Annotated in this window: 16 protein-coding genes (1 of these 16 running past the window's edge); 5 read left to right on the forward strand and 11 right to left on the reverse strand. The window is 64.9% G+C overall.

Translation table 11 applies throughout. The features are described from left to right. The 5 genes from MVG78_RS07370 to MVG78_RS07390 all read right to left on the reverse strand — a co-directional run bounded on the left by MVG78_RS07370 (position 1) and on the right by MVG78_RS07390 (position 6,055). Entirely contained in the window at positions 1 to 1,068 is a 1,068-nt protein-coding gene (locus tag MVG78_RS07370) for a hypothetical protein (RefSeq protein ID WP_247559544.1), read from the reverse strand. A gap of 381 nt (positions 1,069 to 1,449) precedes the next feature. Beyond that, positions 1,450 to 3,288: a WavE lipopolysaccharide synthesis family protein gene (locus MVG78_RS07375; RefSeq protein WP_247559546.1), complete on the reverse strand. Its 1,839-nt coding sequence runs from the start codon at positions 3,286 to 3,288 to the stop codon at positions 1,450 to 1,452. Positions 3,289 to 3,459: 171 nt separating this feature from the next. After that, on the reverse strand, positions 3,460 to 4,080 hold the full coding sequence (locus MVG78_RS07380; protein ID WP_247559548.1) for a glycosyltransferase family protein: 621 nt from the start codon (positions 4,078 to 4,080) through the stop codon (positions 3,460 to 3,462). After that, positions 4,077 to 5,675, reverse strand: a complete 1,599-nt coding sequence (locus MVG78_RS07385; RefSeq protein ID WP_247559549.1) for a protein kinase family protein — start codon at positions 5,673 to 5,675, stop codon at positions 4,077 to 4,079. The genes MVG78_RS07380 and MVG78_RS07385 overlap by 4 nt, the downstream gene beginning before the upstream one ends. Next, positions 5,672 to 6,055 (reverse strand): HAD hydrolase family protein, encoded by a 384-nt coding sequence (locus MVG78_RS07390; RefSeq protein WP_247559551.1) that lies wholly within the window; start codon positions 6,053 to 6,055, stop codon positions 5,672 to 5,674. Before MVG78_RS07390 ends, MVG78_RS07385 begins: the two co-directional genes overlap by 4 nt. Before the next feature lie 233 nt (positions 6,056 to 6,288). Here MVG78_RS07390 and MVG78_RS07395 point away from each other — a divergent pair, with 233 nt between their 5' ends. After that, entirely contained in the window at positions 6,289 to 6,864 is a 576-nt protein-coding gene (locus MVG78_RS07395) for a tyrosine phosphatase family protein (RefSeq protein WP_247559552.1), read from the forward strand. Positions 6,865 to 6,870: 6 nt separating this feature from the next. Here MVG78_RS07395 and MVG78_RS07400 read toward each other — a convergent pair whose 3' ends face one another. From MVG78_RS07400 to MVG78_RS07410, 3 genes are read right to left on the reverse strand one after another with little or no spacing between them, the layout of a single operon-like run. Beyond that, the gene (locus tag MVG78_RS07400) at positions 6,871 to 7,896 is read right to left on the reverse strand and encodes an ABC transporter substrate-binding protein (RefSeq protein ID WP_247559555.1); all 1,026 of its coding nucleotides are present in this window, start codon (positions 7,894 to 7,896) and stop codon (positions 6,871 to 6,873) included. Positions 7,897 to 7,947: 51 nt separating this feature from the next. Beyond that, the gene (locus MVG78_RS07405; protein WP_247559557.1) at positions 7,948 to 8,829 is read right to left on the reverse strand and encodes an ABC transporter permease; all 882 of its coding nucleotides are present in this window, start codon (positions 8,827 to 8,829) and stop codon (positions 7,948 to 7,950) included. 13 nt (positions 8,830 to 8,842) lie between these two features. Beyond that, a complete protein-coding gene (locus tag MVG78_RS07410) occupies positions 8,843 to 9,613 on the reverse strand; it encodes an ABC transporter ATP-binding protein (protein ID WP_247559559.1) in 771 nt (256 codons plus the stop codon). 160 nt (positions 9,614 to 9,773) lie between these two features. On the opposite strand from MVG78_RS07410, the gene MVG78_RS07415 reads away from it, so the two are divergent. The 3 genes from MVG78_RS07415 to MVG78_RS07425 are packed head-to-tail and all read left to right on the forward strand — an operon-like array spanning position 9,774 to position 13,066. Next, a complete protein-coding gene (locus MVG78_RS07415) occupies positions 9,774 to 10,439 on the forward strand; it encodes a response regulator transcription factor (RefSeq protein ID WP_247559562.1) in 666 nt (221 codons plus the stop codon). After that, a complete protein-coding gene (locus tag MVG78_RS07420; RefSeq protein ID WP_247559564.1) occupies positions 10,436 to 11,875 on the forward strand; it encodes a sensor histidine kinase in 1,440 nt (479 codons plus the stop codon). The genes MVG78_RS07415 and MVG78_RS07420 overlap by 4 nt, the downstream gene beginning before the upstream one ends. Positions 11,876 to 11,932: 57 nt before the next feature. Then, positions 11,933 to 13,066, forward strand: coding sequence for an aminotransferase class V-fold PLP-dependent enzyme (locus MVG78_RS07425; protein ID WP_247559566.1), 1,134 nt, complete (start codon positions 11,933 to 11,935; stop codon positions 13,064 to 13,066). A 40-nt stretch (positions 13,067 to 13,106) separates the two neighbouring features. Here the strand turns inward: MVG78_RS07425 and MVG78_RS07430 are convergent, their stop codons facing one another. Both MVG78_RS07430 and MVG78_RS07435 read right to left on the reverse strand, forming a co-directional pair. Continuing rightward, the gene (locus tag MVG78_RS07430; protein WP_247559568.1) at positions 13,107 to 14,324 is read right to left on the reverse strand and encodes a low temperature requirement protein A; all 1,218 of its coding nucleotides are present in this window, start codon (positions 14,322 to 14,324) and stop codon (positions 13,107 to 13,109) included. A gap of 91 nt (positions 14,325 to 14,415) precedes the next feature. Further along, positions 14,416 to 15,276, reverse strand: a complete 861-nt coding sequence (locus MVG78_RS07435) for a LysR family transcriptional regulator (RefSeq protein ID WP_247559570.1) — start codon at positions 15,274 to 15,276, stop codon at positions 14,416 to 14,418. Between the two features lie 95 nt (positions 15,277 to 15,371). On the opposite strand from MVG78_RS07435, the gene MVG78_RS07440 reads away from it, so the two are divergent. After that, positions 15,372 to 16,433, forward strand: a complete 1,062-nt coding sequence (locus MVG78_RS07440; protein WP_428480773.1) for a bile acid:sodium symporter family protein — start codon at positions 15,372 to 15,374, stop codon at positions 16,431 to 16,433. Positions 16,434 to 16,476: 43 nt separating this feature from the next. On the opposite strand, the gene MVG78_RS07445 is transcribed toward MVG78_RS07440, so the two are convergent. Further along, a protein-coding gene (locus MVG78_RS07445; RefSeq protein ID WP_247559573.1) for an FAD-dependent oxidoreductase crosses the window boundary here: on the reverse strand, positions 16,477 to 17,356 show its 3' portion. Its footprint extends 227 nt past the window's final position; 880 of the gene's 1,107 nt are visible here — the last part of the coding sequence; its start codon lies off the right edge, out of view; it ends in the stop codon at positions 16,477 to 16,479.

Raw genomic sequence — 17,356 nt, forward strand, 5'->3', positions numbered from 1 at the left:
TTAAGGTAGGGCATGTGTTACTCCTTTAAACAGAAAAGCGCGGCAGAGCCTCACAAAAATATCTGGATCGCGTGTCTCTTGAAGTGCAAAAATTCTTTGTATCTCCGCGTCCATAATAGCCTCCTCGTCAGAAGGATAGCTGTGTACGAGTTCACGAAAAGCCGAAGGCTCGCGCATACCAGCTGCAAGTCTTAGCCACGCGCGGCCCAGTTCGGTATGCTTCGGCAAATCATCCGAGCCATGACAATACTTGAGGCCAATTTGCGCAATTAACCGCGGAAAGGCAATTTTATTTCCGCACTCAAGGATAATTTTTTCTAGCGCATCGATGTCAGCAATATTTTCCTGGGTGTGCTGATGATATTGCAATGCGGTTGCTAGCGCAGATTTCTCCTGTACGTTGGGTGATGTCTCTCCGCAAGCCAATTTCACGATGGGGACGACATTTGCCTCCTTTGTTGATGGGCATAAAGATTCGATCATAGTGGAAACAACTTCTGTTGGATTACACGAAAGGACTGTATTCTGTAGGCATTTTAGCGCTCCAGCAGCACATTGAAGAACGCCGTCAGCATGAACGGTGATATACATACCGAGATCTCGAGCTAAAGGCGATTGCTCAACCGGATTTAAAATAGCTTTAACTGTATCGGTTTCATACTCAAAGTTTTTTTTTCGGATAATCTCATAATGATCTGCGTTTATTTGCCAATAATAAGACAAAAAACCTAAGACCAAATCAGGGATCTGCGCAATGCTTTGTTGGCTGGTTTTTCTCAGTTGAAGCGAAAACTGCCGCAAAGGTGCCATAGAGAAAAAAGCATCAAGAAGAGGGAAACGCCGCGATAGAGCTGCGTACATCCACATCATCTCAGCAGTAGGAGCAGAACGCGGGTTGTGAATCAGTAAGGACTCTTCTTGCATAGTCATCTGACGGAGGTCACTACAGCGCCCAAGAAAAGCAAAATCATCACTCATGAACGGAAAGGTGGAGGCGGTGCGGACAATAACAACCTTTCGCTGGTAAGTGCTGTTAGGAGATTGTGTTGCAATTAGCGGATCTGCCATTCGCGAAAGAAAACTATCCAGCAAAACGGCGCATTTGTCCGTTCTTAATTTTAATACCACTGCATCCGAAGGGAGTTGTATAAGTGCCTGGAAGAGAGATTTTTTTGGCGCTGGATGTTCCCATACCCACCTGTTCGAGGAGAGGGAGATTCAATAACCTCAATCCCAGAGTTTATAATCTTCGAAAACAACGGATGATCTTGTTTGAGTTCTTCATTCCACGTTGAAAAAAGAATCCTATTAAGCTTGCCGCTATTTTTTTCTTCTATGAGACGGTCAAGGATAAAAGAGAATTCTAGAGTGTCGCGCAAAGCGCCGCAAACAACGGCAATTTTCTCTGAATCTTGGCCCATAATTCTCTCCTGCTTGCGCTCGCGAGGGTCATTTATCAAAAAAATTGAGTTGTAGTATTTCACTGTTTAGGGATTGAGGCATGCGTTTGCTGGCACCAATGGCTGCAATGAAATCTTGAAGGCAGCCAAAGTGCTTCTTCCAAAATAGGGGGGTAAAGCTACCAAGGTTTGTATTTTCTTGGATAAAATCTGCGATCTGCGTAATAGCTGCGGCATACTGACCGGCCGTCATTGCAGCTCTTCGGAAATTAGCTTCGGCTGCTTTTATATCGAAATGTCTTTGAGCTCCGTCTAGCCGTAATAATCCTGTCATAACTAGGGCAGGCCAAAAGTTTTTCCTTGCAGCGTCAGCTAAATCACGCAGCGTATCCACATAGTACTGCTCGTGTTCAGTTGAGGTAGCTTCACCCGTAAATCCTGCCCTTAAAGCCCATCCGCGCACCATTTGTGCGTCAGAGTTACGTCCTTTCGAGGCGGCCGAAATAAGAAGCCAACCATCTTTATGACGCATTCGTTCATTAGACTGTAAGCAGTGGACGCCACACCAGAAGAGTATAGTGGACTCTAGGGAGGCCATAATTAGATGCCTATTTTTTGCGATCTCTGTTGCAATATTCGCGTAGACCGTCTCAATCTTGGAGGCGCCAGTTGCAAGTATAATGGAATGTGCTTGTTCAAGGAAAACGTTTTTGAAGCCTGCGTCTCTCATTGGTTTGGCAGCTTGTGCAATAGAGCGGGGGCGATTGATGGCGATATTTGTGATGGCATCCTTCGTTGTGGCCGACATTGGGTGATGATGGACTAACGATTGATATGCGGCGCGCCGAAGATCTTCAATTTCAGCATCTTCTAATTGCCAGGCGGCGAAGGTGCCATCGAGAATTTCCGCCGCAGCTTGATCGAATGTAGCACTGCTAGATGAATGATTAAGGCCAAGGCCCAGCAAATCCGAAAAATTTCTTGACGACGTATTTCGTGTTCCGCGAAAACCAGCAATATAAACGACATCGACTAAATGTTTTTGTGGCCGCCCTGCCATTAGGCGAAGTAAACATTCCTTTGGTGCTGGGAGCGTGTCAGAGACATCACGAGCGCAAAGAAAGCTGCTTGTGTGAATGGCAGCGTGTAGTGCCATAAGGCGCGCTATAGGTTTTGGCAAGTCAATACCGATGCTGTCTGCCCAATCGACGATCAGATGGCTTAGCATATATTGGGAGAAATGATGGAATAACTGAAGGAGAAATAAATTCTCTTGGTAGAAAGGCCAGGATAATACACGAAGTTCGGGTGATAAGATAGGATTGAAGAAAACATCTTCAAACCAACGAGACACGCCTAGAGCGCGCAATAGATCATCTCTTTCGCCCATGAAACAAAAATCGATCATCCACATGAACGCAGTGGAAGAATAGCCGAGGATATAAATTTTATGCTTGAAAGGTGATTTAAACTGGCCAATATCTTGGCTATTCTCTAAAGGATGGGCTAGAATGGGTTCGAGCCCCTTCATGACTTTTAGTGTTTTATCTGTCCTGCATCGTAGAATTTTACTTCCGGCTGGGCATGCAAAAATTCCCGCAACCACACTTTTGAATTGTGCGTTTACGGCACCCTTTCCCACATCATCTGGCGGCATTGTTTCGACAATATGTACGCCATTTTCTTCAAGGAGTGTCCTGGCTTGCGGGATATTATCCAGCTGACCTTCCCATGTTGAAACGACAACATGGGAAGCATGGTTTTCCTTCACTAGTGAAATGGATCTTTCAACTGTGGCTAGGAACTCCAAAGGCTCCCGAATTGCACCAGTTATAAGTATGACCTTGGTCTCTGCGGGAGGTTTCCTAGATGGTGCAATCACATTCATAAGAACCGCTCCAAATGCGCTATATTTACTAAATTTTTAATAGTAGTTCTGAAAAATTGACTTCGGATTCAAAGTTGTTGCTTAATAGCGCCTCGTATTCCGCTGGCGTCCCGCTGAAGAAGATCTCCTTCATTGGGATAGTGCCGTAGCGCACCTCGTGCCCGGCCTCGATCAGATGCCGGTACATCGGTGCCACATAGAGTTCGTTGGTCGAGGGTGCCGCCGTTCCCGCGCATAGGCATCGCGGAACAGGGTGGCGGCGCCGAAGTGATAGAGGCCCGAGCAGCAGAAGGGCGCGATCCGGCGCTTCTCCACCACCTCGGCGGCCACGCCCTCCGGCGGGTTGGCCGGGTCGGCGGGGCGGACGAAGGACCAGTGGTCGCCTTCGCCCAGGAAGCATTCCAGCCAGCCCGCCATGCCGTCGAAGCTTGCCTTGCGCACGCCGGGGCGGATGGTGTCTATGTTGAAGATGGTGACCGGCTCCCCATTCGGCACTTCCGCGCGGTCGAGGCCGAGCTGCACGGTTTCCGCCTGCCCTCGGGTGGGCTCCGGCAGTGCCACCATCCGCAGGTTCCGGATGCCGATCGCCTCGGTCCGCGCGCGCACGAATTCCGCGACGCCCGGCCGGTCGAGATGGATGAGCAGGAAGGTCTCGCTCCCGAACATTTCGGAGAAGCCGAGCAGGGACCAATCCAGCAGTGGCCGCCCGGCCAGCGGCAGCATCCATTTCGGCCGGTCGTAGCCCGCTTTGGTGAAGCGGCTGCTGAGGCCGGCCATGGGGAAGACGATCATGCGGGCGTCTCCATCCCGGCATAGAGGCGCAGCGCATTGGCCAGGAAGGCGCGCTGGCGGTCGGGCCGGTCGGCATGCAGGGGGAGCATCGAGAGGAAGAGATGCACGGTCAGCGCCCGCGTGCCCGCGTCGCTGGTGCGGCGGCCGAGCAGGTCCATCTCCGCTGCTCTGTCAGGCAGGAAGCTGGCGGCCCCTTCACGGGACAGGTGCAGGGTGAGGTCATAGGGCTCCGGCTGCTCCACCTGGTAGCGGCCGGTGAGGATCAGGTCATAGCCCTCGACCGAATGGTTCAGCTTGGCGAGGTCGTAGCGCAGGTCGCCATAGACCGTGTGCTCCCCATCGCGGACGGAGCCGCGCGGGTCGATCACCTTGATCTGCTGCTGCCGGAAATCGAAGAAGGTGTTGGGGAAGCACAGGTCCCCGTGCATGACGCCGGGCAGGGGGTCGGTGGCCGCGGCGATGGTGGCGGTCTCGTCCGCGATGCGGCGGAGCGAGGGGAGGCGGCGCCCACCCGAGCGCCATTCGGCGTCGAGGTCGATCCGGCTGGCGCGGGCCCATTGCTCCAGCCGCGTGGCGGTCTTGTCGAGGGCCAGGACGCGCAGCGTGTCGGGCGGCAGGCGCGCGGGGGCGGCATCGGCGCCGAGCTCCCGCGCGGCGCGGAGGAAGTCGAAGCAGCCTTCCAGGATGCGCGCCCAGCTCGCCTGCTCCAGCCGTCCGAAGACGAAGAGCTCGTGCAGCGTCGGGCTGAATTCATAGCCGATGCGGTAGCCATTGCCTTCGCGGCCCAGGAAGGGCGGGGCGTGCAGGCGCAGCGGCGCGGGGATGTTCTCGAACCAGTCGGCCTCGGCGGAGAGCTTGTCGCTCTTCTCGCCCGTCTTGAGCACGGAGCGTCCGGCCACCGCGATGGCGTTGAAGGCGCGGGCCGTGCTGACCTTGGCGCGGGAGCGGTAGAAGGTCTGGAGGTGGCCGAAGTCCAGCCAGCCATCCAGCAGGCGGAAGGTCAGCGGATGGCGGGCGTTGTAGAGGGCCAGGGCACGCAGGAAGTCGCCTTGCGCCTCCGCCAGGGCACGGCCCAGGGCCGGGGCGGAGGAGAGGGCGAACCAGCCGCTGAGCACCTGGTCCTGCCGCGCGGCGGTGCCGGGGCGGCGGCTGACGAAGCTGCCCTGCAGCCCGCCGCTGAGAACGCCCCAGCTGTAGGAATCGGCGCTGGTGGCCACGCCGACCTCGTCCAGCGTCTCCGGCAGGGCTTCGAGGAACAGCGTGTCGCCGTGCAGGATGCGCACCGGGCCGCGTGCGTCCGAGAGGGTCAGGGCATAGGCGATGCTCTCGCCGAGGCTGAGCCCGTCCGGGATGAAGAGGAGTTCGACGCCGGCGGCCAGGAGCTGGGCCTGGTCCCAGTCCTCCGGCTCGAAGCTCTGCGGCAGGGTCAGCACCACGCGCTCGCCGAGGCGGCGCAGGCTGGCGATCTGCGGGGTGAAGAGCCGGTTGTGCCCGAAGGGCAGGAAGCAGGGCGGGAGCTGGCCGAATTCAGCGCCGATCTCGGCATTCACATAAGCGGCCGAGGTGATCAGCGCGAGCGGGGCGTCGGGGCTCATGCTGCGTTCCGGCCGAGGTTGAGTAGGGTGGCGATCTCGTCGTGGCTCATGCGGACGAACTCGTCGGGGCGCAGGGCCTTGTCGTCCACATGGAAGCCGTCATGCCCGCACCAGGGCTTGCCGACATGGATCTCGTCATAGGGGATATCGTGGCGGCGCAGCCAGTCGATGATGACGGGCAAGGTGTGGACGTTGATCAGCCCGACATTGCCCTGGTGGGTGCGCATGTTGCGCGCGGTGCAGACGACGATCTCGAAGCCCTGGGCCTTGTACTCCCGCAGCTTCTCCACCACCGCGAGGTTGGGACGCTTGCCGGGATAGTCGAGTTGTGGATCGTCGATGGTCAGCGTGCCGTCGAGGTCGATCACCAAGCGCTTCATCCGGTTCCCGCCAATCTCCTGGCTTCCTGGCGAAGGCAGCCATGGCTGTGTTCTCCGCAAGGAATTAACGGCATCTTAAAGGGTGCCCAGAGATCACTCAACCCATTCGTGATGCGTCACAAGTTTCAGCAACCTGGGATATTTATATCTCTTTTTGGATCAACCTCGGTTGACGGAACGCAATCCCGTTGACGGAGTGGCAAGCGGCCTGTGTCGGGGCTAAGCCAGGAGGCATGGACGCCATCGCACCCTTCGGCATCGGAATCTGCGGCATCGAGGAACTGGATGGCCATTGCGAGGCCGGGGTGAGCCATGTGCTCTCCATCCTCGACCCCGAATGGCCGGTGCCAGAGAGTTTCGGTCGCTTCGGGGAGCACCGGAAGCTGGAGCTGCGCTTCCACGACGTGATCGAGGAAACGCCGGGCATGATCCGTCCGGAGCGGGAACATGTGGAGCAGATCCTGGCTTTCGGCGCGGACCTGCTGGCGGAACCGGGCGGGCGGCTGCTGGTGCATTGCCATGCCGGCATCTCGCGCTCGACCGCGGCCATGGCACTGATCCTGGCGCAGGCCCGGCCGGAGCTGGCGGCGGAGGCGATCTACGGGGAAATCCTGCGCATCCGGCCCAAGGCCTGGCCGAATCTGCGCATCATCGAATGGGGCGATGCCTTGCTGCGCCGGGGCGGCACGATGATCGGCGGGGCCGCGAACCTGTATCGCCGCCAGCTCCTGGCCTTTCCCCGCGTCCGGACCCTGATGGCCGAAGGAGGCCGGGCGCGGGAGGTCGCGGCGGCCGACGCCGCGACCTGAGGCCGTTCAGGAACCGGGGCGCTCGTGCAGCTCCGGCATGAAGAGGTCCTGCCACTTCGCCGGCTTGTTGCGGATGGTGCCCACGGCGCCCATGAAGTTCGCGTACTCCATCAGCCCGTGCGGCGTCGTGTCGAAATGGGTGTCCGGCTCCTTCAGCATGGCCACCACCGCTTCATCCGTGCTGCCGGTTGGGGAGATGCGGTTGAAGATCGCCGCCGCCTTCACCGGGTCGGAGGTGATCAGCTTGTTGGCCTCGTCCTGGGCCGCGAGGAAGGCCGCCATGATCTTCGGGTTGCCATTGACGAACTGGCGCGGGGCGAAGACCACGTCCAGCGTGGCGTCGCCCAGCACCTCGCTGGCGGCGATCACCCGGTGGATGCGTGGGTCTTCCAGTTCCCGGCTGGAATAGGGCGGCGAGGCGAAATGCGCGGCGATCTCGGTCTTGCCGCTCATCAGCGCGGTGAAGGCCTCCGGATGGGGCAGGCCGACCGTCATCGGGTCGAGCTTCGCGTAGTTGGCCAGGCCGAACTGCTTGGCCACCAGCATCTGCAGCACCACGGCGGCGAGCGAGGTCTTGATGCCGGGCAGGGCGATCTTGTCGCTCGGCGTGAAATCCGCGAGCGAGCGGATGTTCGGCCGGTTGGTGTTGAGCGACAGGGCACAGGTGCTCATCCCGCTGACGCCGATGATCTCGGAACGGGGGATGCCCCGGGCCCGCGACCAGAGGGTGATGAAACCCGGCGCGCCGGTGCCGGCGATGTCGAGCGAGCCGGCCAGCATCGCGTCGTTGATGACATTGCCGCCGTCGAGCATCTGCCAGGAGACATCGACGGGGCCGAGGCCGGCCGCGTCGGCGTGCTTCTCCAGCAGCTTCTGGTCGCGCATCACGATCAGCGGCAGATAGAGGATGCCGTAGCCGTGGGAGAGGCGGACCTTGCCGGTTTCCGCATGAGCACGGCGGACCAGCAGGGCGGGGATGGCCAGCGCCGCGGAAAGGGCGGCACCGGCGGTGAGGATCTGGCGACGTTGCATGGGACGCTCCCGTTCTGTCTTATCGTTGGACGCGGTTCGTACGGCTGCCGGTCAGTGCTGCATGCCCCAGCGGCGGATCGTGCGCTTCTCGATATTGGCGAAGATGAAGCTTTCCACAAAGAGGCCGATCAGGATCACGAAGAACAGCCCGGCAAAGACATTGGCCGTCTCCAGCTGGTTGCGGTTCTCGAAGATGAACCAGCCGAGGCCGCCGGAACCGGAGGAGACGCCGAAGACCAGTTCCGCCGCGATCAGCGTGCGCCAGGCGAAGGCCCAGCCGACCTTGAGGCCGGTGAGGATCGAGGGAAAGGCGGCGGGGATCAGGATGTCCTTCACCAGCCGCAGTCCGGTCAGCCCGTAGTTCTGCCCCACCATGCGCAGCGTCTTGGACACCGAGCGGAAGCCGCCATGGGTGTTCAGCGCGATGGCCCAGAGCACGGAATGCACCAGCACGAAGATCACGCTGCCCGAGCCCAGGCCGAACCAGATCAGCGCCAGCGGCAGCAGCGCGATGGCCGGCAGCGGGTTGAACATGGCGGTCAGGGTTTCCAGCAGGTCCGTGCCGATGCGCGAGCCGATGGCAACAGTGGTCAGCACGGCGGCCAGCGCGATGCCGATGGCATAGCCGATCACCAGCGTGCGCAGCGAGATCAGCGTGCGGGCGGGGATGACGCCGTTGGCGATGTTCTCGAACAGCGCCTGCACCGTGGCGGTGAAGGGCGGGAAGAGCAGGGGGTTGTCGAGCCAGCGCCCATAGGCCTCCCAGACCAGGGCCAGGACGAGGAGGATCAGCGCCTTGCGCAGCGCGCCGATGCGGTAGACGGATTCCCAGGCGGAGATCGGCTTGTTGATCTCGCCGATCCCGCTGCGGGAGGGTTCGCGGATGATCTCGGGGCGCGAGACCAGAGGGCCGCCATTCACGGTGATGCTCATGGACCGTTTCCCCTCAATGCACGAAGAGCATGTCGTTGATGCGCGTCTCCAGCTCCGCTGCGGCGGCGGTGCCGATGAGCTCGGGCGGGACGCTGTTCAGTTCCGCCTTCACCTGGCCGGGATGCGGGGAGAGGAGCAGGATGCGCGTGCCGACACGGATCGCCTCCTCGATGGAGTGGGTGACGAAGAGCACGGTGAAGCGCGTGTCGTCCCAGAGGCGCAGCAGCTCCTCCTGCATCCGCCGCCGGGTCAGGGCGTCGAGCGCGGCGAAGGGCTCGTCCATCAGCAGGACGTCCGGCTCCATCGCCATGCCACGGGCGATGGCCACGCGCTGCTTCATGCCGCCGGAGAGCATATGCGGGAAGCTGTCGGCGAACTTCGCCAGGCCGACCTTCTCGATATAGCTGTCGGCCCGGTCGCGCGCCTCGGCGCCCTTGGCGCGGCCGCTGGCGGTGAGGGCGAACATCACGTTCTCCCGCACCGTCTTCCAGGGCAGGAGCTGGTCGAATTCCTGGAAGACCATCATGCGGTCCGGGCCGGGATGGCGCACCTCGCGCCCCTTGAGCCGGATCTCGCCCTCGGAGGGGGTGAGATAGCCGCCGATCGCCTTCAGCAGCGTGGACTTTCCGCAGCCGGAAGGGCCGAGCAGGATATAGCGGTCGGAGGGGTAGACATCGAAGCCGACACGATGCGTGGCGGTGACCACGGAATCGTCGGTCTTGTACTGCAGGGTGACATCCTGCACCGACAGCAGCGGCGCGGACGCGCCTGGGGCAGCATCCATTTCCGGACCCTCTCTTCCCTGGTTTCCCCGGGGCCTTTCGCGGCCCGGGCTTGCGCCCTGGATATCTCTCCAATCTGTTGCCAAACTGACAGGCGCGCAAAAATCGTTGCTGCGCTGCGGCATGACAGTGCGGTGCGAAGGTTGCGGTGCGGGCGGGGCGATGCGGATTCTGTTGGTCGAGGACACGGCGGATGTGGGCGAGGGTATCCAGGCCCGCCTGCAACGGATGGGGCACGAGGTGGACTGGGAGCGCGACGGCGAAGGGGCCGCGGCGCGGATGGATGTGCAGCCCTATGACCTCTTCATCCTCGATGTGATGCTGCCGCCGCCGGACGGGCTGGCCCTGCTGCGCCATGCGCGGGAGCGGCGGCTGGCGACGCCGGTGCTGATGCTGACTGCGCGTTCCGGCGTGGCGGATCGGGTCGGGGCACTCGATCTGGGGGCCGACGATTATCTGGTGAAACCGTTCGATTTCCTGGAGCTGGAGGCGCGCGTCCGTGTCCTGCTGCGGCGGGGCAGTGGCAGCGCCACCAACGCGATCCGTTTCGGCGACATCGCCATCGACCTGTCCGGCCGCATCGCGAGTGTGGAGGGCGAGCCGCTGGACCTGACGCGGCGGGAACTGGCGCTGCTGGAGATCCTCGTGGCGCGGGGTGGCCGCATCGTCGGCAAGGAGCAGATCGTGGAGCGGCTCTTCGGCCTGGACGGTGCCGCCGGAACCAATGCGGTGGAGCAGTATGTCGCCCGCCTGCGCCGCAAGATCGCCGCCTCCCGCGCCGAGATCCGCACGCTGCGCGGCCTCGGCTACCAGCTCGTGCCGCGATGAGCGCGGTGCGCTCCCTGCATGCGCGGGTGGCGCTGCTGCTGCTGCTGGTGCTGGGCTCGGTGGGCGCCTGCTTCGCGGTGGCGGGCTGGTACTATGCCTGGATGACGGCCGGCAGCGCCTATGACACGCTGCTGCGCTCCGGCGCGTCGCAGATCGCCGAGAACACCTATCAGCAGGGCGCCATGGTGGCGGTGGAGCCGCCGATCTCCGTCCTGGCCTCGCTCTCCGCGATGGACCGTGTCGCCTACAAGGTGGTGGACCCGCGTGGCGTCGTGGTGGCAGGGTCGCCGGACCTCGCGCTCGGCCCGGAAACGCCGCGGGACCAGGCACTGCTGCGCCAGGGCCGCGTGCTGGTGGAGGACGGGGTCTGGCGTGGGGAGCCCGTGCGTATCGCGGTCACCACGCGGCGGCTGGGCGAGGGCTGGGCCCTGGTGGCGGTGGCGCAGACCCTGCACGCGCGCATGGCACTGGCGCGGGACATCGCGGGCAAGGCCATCCTGGGCGTGCTGCTGCTGATCGGCCTGGCGCTGCTGGTGACGCTGCTGGCCATCAAGCATGTGCTGGCGCCGCTGGAACGGGTGCAGGCCGCGCTGCGCGACCGCGATCCGCGCGACCTGAGCCCGCTGACCGTGGCGGCGCCGCCGGAGATCGCGGCGCTGGTCGGCGCCATCAACGGCTTCATGGCGCGGCTGGACCGGCGGATCGGCATGATGCAGCGGATGATCGGCGATGCCGCGCATCAGCTCCGCACGCCGCTCGCGGGGCTGGCCTCGCAGGTGGATCTGCTGTCGGTGGAGGATGATCCCGCGCGCCGGGCCAGCCAGCTCAGGCGCATCGCCACTCGCACGGAGCAGCTCGGCCGGCTGGTGGGGCAGTTGTTCAACCATGCCATGGTGACGCACCGGCCCGATGTGGTGCCGCCGGAGCCGGTGGATCTGGTGGCGCTGGCGCGGCGTATCCTGCTGGACCTGCCGCTGGAGGAGGATGGCAGCGCGGCGCCGCTGCTGTCGCTGGACGCGCCCGAGGAGCCGGTGGTCATCCCAGGCGATCCGATCAGCCTGCGCGAGGCGGTGGTGAACCTGGTGAACAACGCGCTCCAGCATGGCGCGGCCTCGCGGCTGGAGGTCCGCGTCTTCCGGCGGGATGGGGGCGTCGTGCTGGAGGTGGTGGATGACGGGCCTGGCATCCCGCCCGCCCTCTGGGCCCGGGTGCGGGAGCCCTTCCACCCGCGCGGCGAGGGACGGACCGGCGCCGGGCTCGGCCTGGCCATCGCCGACGAGGTTGTCCGGGCGCATGGCGGCAGGCTGCGCTTCCGCAGCGATTCGGCCGATGGCTTCGCGGTGATCCTCGTCTTCCCCGGACAGGGGCCAGGGGATGAGGCACGGGAGGAGGTGCTGAAGGAGGGTGTGGCGCAGACTCTGCCGGGGTGTCGCTGAGGCCCGGCCGCGTCCCGCCTGGACAGGCCGGCCCCGCCGTTCTTCCCTGGAAGGGCCATGACCCAGACCTCTCCCCTGGCCAGCCAGCGCGCCCTTTTCGAGATTCCCGAGGGGATCGCCTATCTCGACGCCGCCGCCTATTCGCCCCTGCCGCGCTCCGTGCGGGCGGCGGGGGAGGCCGGGGTGGCCAGCAAGAGCCATCCCTGGGCGGTGCCGCGCAGCGAGGCCGCGCAATGGGGCGTCCGGGCCCGCGCCGCGGCGGCGCGGCTGATCGGCGCGGCGCCCGGCGACATCGCCATCACCGGCTCCGTCAGCCATGGGATCGCCACGGCGGCGCTGAACCTGGAGCTTCCGCCGGGCTCGCGCGTGCTGCGTGTGCAGGACGAGTTCCCCTCCCTCTGCCTGCCCTGGGATCGTCTGGCGCGGCAGCGTGGGCTGGTGATGGAGGCGGTGCCGCGCCCGGCGGATGGCGACTGGACCGCCGCGCTGCTGGCGGCGATCGACCGTCCCGGCGCGGCGCCCCTGGGCGTCGCCACGCTGACGCCGCTGCACTGGTGCGACGGCGCGCCGATCGATCTGGACCGGGTGATCCCGGCGGTCCGGCGCCAGGGCGGGGCGGTGGTGGTGGATGCCACGCAGGCGGTGGGCGTGCTGCCGGTGGATGTCGGGCGCTGGCGGCCGGATTTCTTGGCCTTCCCGACCTATAAATGGGTACTTGGCCCCTACAGCCTGGCCTTCCTCTATGCCGCGCCGGAGCACCAGTCCGGCCTACCGCTGGAGGAGAATGGCTTCAACATGCTGCGGGGCCAGCCCGCCCCGGGCGCGGCGCGCTACGACCGGGGCGAGCGCGATGATCCGGTGGCGCTGCCCATGGCGGCGACGGGGCTGGAACTGGTGGAATCCTGGGGCGTGGCGGCGGTGGAGGCACGGCTGCGGGGGCTGACGGACCGGCTGGCCGACCGGCTGGAAGCGATGGGCTTTGCCTGCCCGCCACGGCATCGCCGCGCACCGCATATCCTGGGCCTGCGCCTGCCGGGCGGCTTGCCGGCCCATGCGATCCCGGCCCTGGCGGAGCGGGGCGCTTTCGCCAGCGACCGGCTCGGCGTGCTGCGGATCAGCGTGCATGTCTGGGTGGAGGAGGCGGATATCGACCGCTTCGCCGACACACTGGGGGCGGTGCTGGGCCGCTGACCCGCCGCCGGAGGCCGCAGCCTTCTTCCGTGGCCTTCTTTCAGGGCGATGTCCCGGCCAGCCGCGCCTCCGGGCTGGGGCGCAGGATGCGGCTTTCCCAGAAGCCCACGGCCAGCATCACCAGCGTGGTCAGGGCGCCGATCAACAGCAGGTCGGTGGTGAAGGCGAAGGGCACCATCAGGGCGAGCACGGCAAGGCCGCCGAGATGCGAGGACGGCCAGATATCGTAGACCACGCGCTTGTACAGGCCGGAACCGAAGAGGTAGAGCGCCGGCCCGCCGATCAGCGTGGCCGCCGCCGCCACGGTCATGGGGCCGTCGGGATGGGCGATGACGAGGTCGTTGCCCACGGCGGTCACGATGATGCCGGCGAGCAGGATGGCGTGGATGTAGTGGAACCGGGCTCCGATGCGCCCGGGATCGGGGGAATGGGTGATGACCGTGCTGCCGTCCCGGCTGCTGGTGCCGAAATAGACCCACCACATGGCGAGGCTGCCGAGGAAGGTGGAGAGGAAGGCGATCAGGATGGGCGGCTCCCAGGCCGGCTGGTCGGCCAGGGTGGCGCCGGTGACCAGCACGGTCTCGCCCAGGGCGACGATGACGAAGAGCTGGCAGCGCTCGGCGAGATGGCCGCCCTCGATGGTCCAGTCCCGCGTCCGGGAGCGTCCCAGCCCCGGCAAGGCGAAGCCGAACATGGGAGAGACGTATTCACAGAGGACGGCCAGGACCCAGAGCAGATGCCGCCAGGGTGCCGGAACCAGCCCGCCCAGGACCCAGAGCACCGCCGCGATGCAGACCCAACCCAGCATCCGCCGGTAGTTGGCGGCCAGCGGATGCCCGGCGGGGAGCCGGCGGGCGATGAAGCCCGTGCGCCCCACCTGCATGGCGGCATAGGCGAGGGCAAAGACGAGCCCACGCTCGCCGAAGGCCTGGGGCAGGGCGGCGGCCATCACCAGCCCGGCCAGCATGGTGCCGAAGAGCAACCCGCGGATCTGCGGCGTTTCCGGGTCGAACCAGTTCGTGACCCAGCATGTGTACTGCCAGCCCAGCCAGACGGCGAACCAGAGGATCAGTGCCTCCAGCGCCCCGGCCGCGCTCAGGTGGTGCAGCAGCCCGTGCGAGACCTGGGTGACGGCGAAGACATAGACGAGGTCGAAGAAGAGCTCCTCGAAGGTGACGCGGGCATGGTGGCCGTCGCGCCGCCGCAGCAAGGGGTGGTGGGCCTGGACGTCCGTTCCTGTCCCGTCTTCTGCCGCCATGAAGGATGCTCCCGTCACCTCTGGCGGCGACTCTGCCCTGTCCTGTCCATAAAGCCCATTGGCGGAATCGCGGCGGGCGCGGTCGGGGGGATCAGGCGGCCGGCTGGAGGCGGGCGGCGTTCAGCAGGAGGAGATCGGCCAGGGCGGCGGCGGCGCCGTGCAGCCTCTCGCTGCGCCCGGTGACGACGAATTCCACCTCGTCCAGTTCCGGCCCCGGCACCTCCACCAGCGCGCCACCCAGCAGCAGGCGCGACTGGGCCGTGACGCCGAGCCCGGCCAGGACGGCGGCGGTCAGCCCGCTCAGGCTGCCGGAGGAGCAGGACATGCGCCAGCGCCGGCCGGAGCGTTCCAGCGCCTCCAGCGCCAGGGCGCGGGTGATGGAGCGGTTGGGATAGGCGACCAGGGGCAGTGGCGCCTCCGGGTCCAGCACGGTGCCGGCGGTGCCGATCCAGGCCAGGCGTTCCCGCCAGACCGGGCGGCCGCGCCGCTCGCCGGGGCGGCGCTTGGCGCAGATCAGGTCGAGCTCCCCGGCATCCAGCCGGTCATAGAGCAGGGCGCTGAGCCCCACGGTCAGGTCGAGGTCCACGGCCGGGTTGGAGCGGACGAATTCCCGCAGGATCTCCGGCAGGCGGGAGGAGACGAGGTCCTCCGAGGTGCCGAAGCGCAGCCGGCCACGCAGCTCCGTGCCGGCGAAGAAGGCGGCGGCGCGGGCATGGGCCTCCAGGATGGTGGTGGCGAAGCCCCGCATCGCCTCGCCATCCGTGGTAAGGGTGACGGAATGCGTGTCGCGCAGCAGCAGGGGCCGCCGGGCCAGCTCCTCCAGGCGGCGGATATGCTGGCTGACGGTGGACTGGCTCAGCCCGAGGCGTTGCCCGGCGGCGGTGAAGTGCCGGGTTTCCGCGACGGCCAGGAAGGTGCGCAGCAGCAGCGGGTCGAAAGAGGATTCGGTCATCGGATTCCGCAATGACTGTTAATGCTGTCATTTTTGCTGTGAATGGGCAAAGGAGGCCGCTGAACGAAGTCATTCCTGTGACAGGGGCGTTTCCCGTGGCCAAAGACCTATCCAGCGCCGCTCCGCCGGCCAGGCGTTCGATCCTGGCCCGCCTGCGGATCGATCCCTATATCCTCCTGATCCTCGGCATGGTGGTCCTGGCCAGCGTCCTGCCCGCCCGGGGGGAGGCGGCCGAGGCGGTGGACTATGCCACCAATTTCGCCATCGCCCTGCTCTTCTTCCTCTATGGCGCCCGCCTGTCGCGAGAGGCGGTGATGGCCGGGGTGACGAACTGGAAGCTGCAATTGGTGGTCTTCCTGTCCACCTACCTGCTCTTCCCCATCCTCGCCATCGGGCTGAGCTATGCCATGCGCCCGGCGCTGGGGGAGATGCTGGCGCTCGGCATCATCTTCGTCGGCGTGCTGCCCTCCACCGTGCAGTCCTCCATCGCCTTCACCTCGATCGCGCGCGGCAATGTCCCGGCGGCGCTCTGCGCGGCCTCGGTCTCGAACCTCGTGGGCATCGTGCTGACGCCGCTGCTGGTGGGCGTGCTGATGACCACGAACGGCGAGAGCGGCATCTCCCTCGGGGCGATCCGCGGCATCATGCTGCAACTGCTGCTGCCCTTCGTGCTGGGCCAGCTTGTGCGCCGCTGGCTGATGCCCGTGCTGAGCCGTCACAAGCAGCTGGTGGGCTATGTCGATCGTTCCTCGATCCTCTTCGTCGTCTATGGCGCCTTCAGCGAGGGCGTGGTGAACGGGCTGTGGCGCCAGGTGGACGCGCTGAGCATCGGGATCCTGCTGGCGGCCAATGCCGCGCTGCTGGCGGTGGTGATGCTGCTGCTGCACTGGTACACCCGGGCTGCCGGCTTCTCGCGCGAGGACCGGATCACCATCCTGTTCTGCGGCTCCAAGAAGAGTCTCGCCAGCGGCATCCCGATGGCGAGCCTGCTGTTCAGTGGGCAGGCGGTGAGCATGATCGTGCTGCCGATCATGCTGTTCCACCAGATCCAGCTGATGGTCTGCGCCGCGCTCGCCACCCGCTGGGGGCGCGAGGCGGCGGAGGCCGAGCGTGCCGAGGCCACCACCGTGCCGGCCACGGCGCCGCAGCGCGCCTGACCAATCCGGGGGCAGTCCCCCGGTTCCGCCCGCCTTCCGGAGGTCAGGCCGAAGGGGGCGGGTAGCGCAGGCCGGACAGGCTGAGCTCCAACTGGCGTGCAAGGGCGGGCGAGCCTGCCGCCAGGCGGAAAGTCCGGCCGCGAAGGGAGGCCAGCAGGGGTGAGCGGGCGGTCATCATGCGGGTCAGCAGGTCCGTGGCCCGGATCACGTGCCGGGCAAGCTTGTGCCGCCGCCCGGCCCAGAGGCCGACAGCCTCCGGCCCCGCGGCGATGGCGGCGGCCAGCGACCAGGCATCCTGGATGCCGAGATTCATGCCCTGCCCGCCGGCCGGGGAATGGATATGCGCGGCATCCCCCAGCAGCAGGCGGCGGTCGATCTGCATCCGGGGGACCTGCCGCTGGCTGATGCGGAAAAGGTTCCACCAGGAGGCTTCGCCCAGGGTCAGGCCCGGGCGCTGGAAGGGGGCCAGGGAGCCCTGGGCGGGCGGCGGCGCATCCGGCGGCAGCAGGGCGATGGTCCGCCAGCAGCCATCGGGAAGGGGGAAGCAGATCAGGGGCGCCGGTCCGTCCGGAAAGGCATGCATATGGGTCGGGCTGAGCCCATCCAGCGGCAGGTCCGCCAGGACCAGTTGCTGCGGATAGCGGTGCCCGGGAAAGGGCAGGTCAAGGCTGTGCCGCAGGCTGCTATGGGCGCCGTCGCAGCCGGCGATCCAGTCCGCAGTGACCCATTCCAGCCGCCCGTCCTCGTGCCGCAGCAGGGCGTTGCCGTTTTGCATCTCCAGGAACTCGACGCCGAATTCCGGCCCGGCACCCGCTTCCGTCAGGAGGCGCTCGGTCTCGTACTGGGGAAGGATCACCATGGAGGGGAAGCGCGGATGCACGTGCTGGAAGCGCATCCGGACTTCCTCGCCCAGCACATGGCCG

This window comes from Roseomonas gilardii subsp. gilardii, assembly GCF_023078375.1.
In the GTDB taxonomy this organism is placed as follows: Bacteria; Pseudomonadota; Alphaproteobacteria; order Acetobacterales; family Acetobacteraceae; genus Roseomonas; species Roseomonas gilardii.

Bases quoted from the DNA above. Each gene is read 5' to 3' on its own strand.
- MVG78_RS07395 (WP_247559552.1), top strand. From the start codon at position 6,289: ATGGACGCCATCGCACCCTTCGGCATCGGAATCTGCGGCATCGAGGAA.
- MVG78_RS07425 (WP_247559566.1), top strand. From the start codon at position 11,933: ATGACCCAGACCTCTCCCCTGGCCAGCCAGCGCGCCCTTTTCGAGATT.
- MVG78_RS07410 (WP_247559559.1), bottom strand. From the start codon at position 9,613: ATGGATGCTGCCCCAGGCGCGTCCGCGCCGCTGCTGTCGGTGCAGGAT.
- MVG78_RS07370 (WP_247559544.1), bottom strand. From the start codon at position 1,068: ATGGCAGATCCGCTAATTGCAACACAATCTCCTAACAGCACTTACCAG.
- MVG78_RS07430 (WP_247559568.1), bottom strand. From the start codon at position 14,324: ATGGCGGCAGAAGACGGGACAGGAACGGACGTCCAGGCCCACCACCCC.
- MVG78_RS07380 (WP_247559548.1), bottom strand. From the start codon at position 4,080: ATGATCGTCTTCCCCATGGCCGGCCTCAGCAGCCGCTTCACCAAAGCG.
- MVG78_RS07390 (WP_247559551.1), bottom strand. From the start codon at position 6,055: ATGAAGCGCTTGGTGATCGACCTCGACGGCACGCTGACCATCGACGAT.
- MVG78_RS07435 (WP_247559570.1), bottom strand. From the start codon at position 15,276: ATGACCGAATCCTCTTTCGACCCGCTGCTGCTGCGCACCTTCCTGGCC.
- MVG78_RS07385 (WP_247559549.1), bottom strand. From the start codon at position 5,675: ATGAGCCCCGACGCCCCGCTCGCGCTGATCACCTCGGCCGCTTATGTG.
- MVG78_RS07405 (WP_247559557.1), bottom strand. From the start codon at position 8,829: ATGAGCATCACCGTGAATGGCGGCCCTCTGGTCTCGCGCCCCGAGATC.
- MVG78_RS07375 (WP_247559546.1), bottom strand. From the start codon at position 3,288: ATGAATGTGATTGCACCATCTAGGAAACCTCCCGCAGAGACCAAGGTC.
- MVG78_RS07400 (WP_247559555.1), bottom strand. From the start codon at position 7,896: ATGCAACGTCGCCAGATCCTCACCGCCGGTGCCGCCCTTTCCGCGGCG.
- MVG78_RS07415 (WP_247559562.1), top strand. From the start codon at position 9,774: ATGCGGATTCTGTTGGTCGAGGACACGGCGGATGTGGGCGAGGGTATC.
- MVG78_RS07420 (WP_247559564.1), top strand. From the start codon at position 10,436: ATGAGCGCGGTGCGCTCCCTGCATGCGCGGGTGGCGCTGCTGCTGCTG.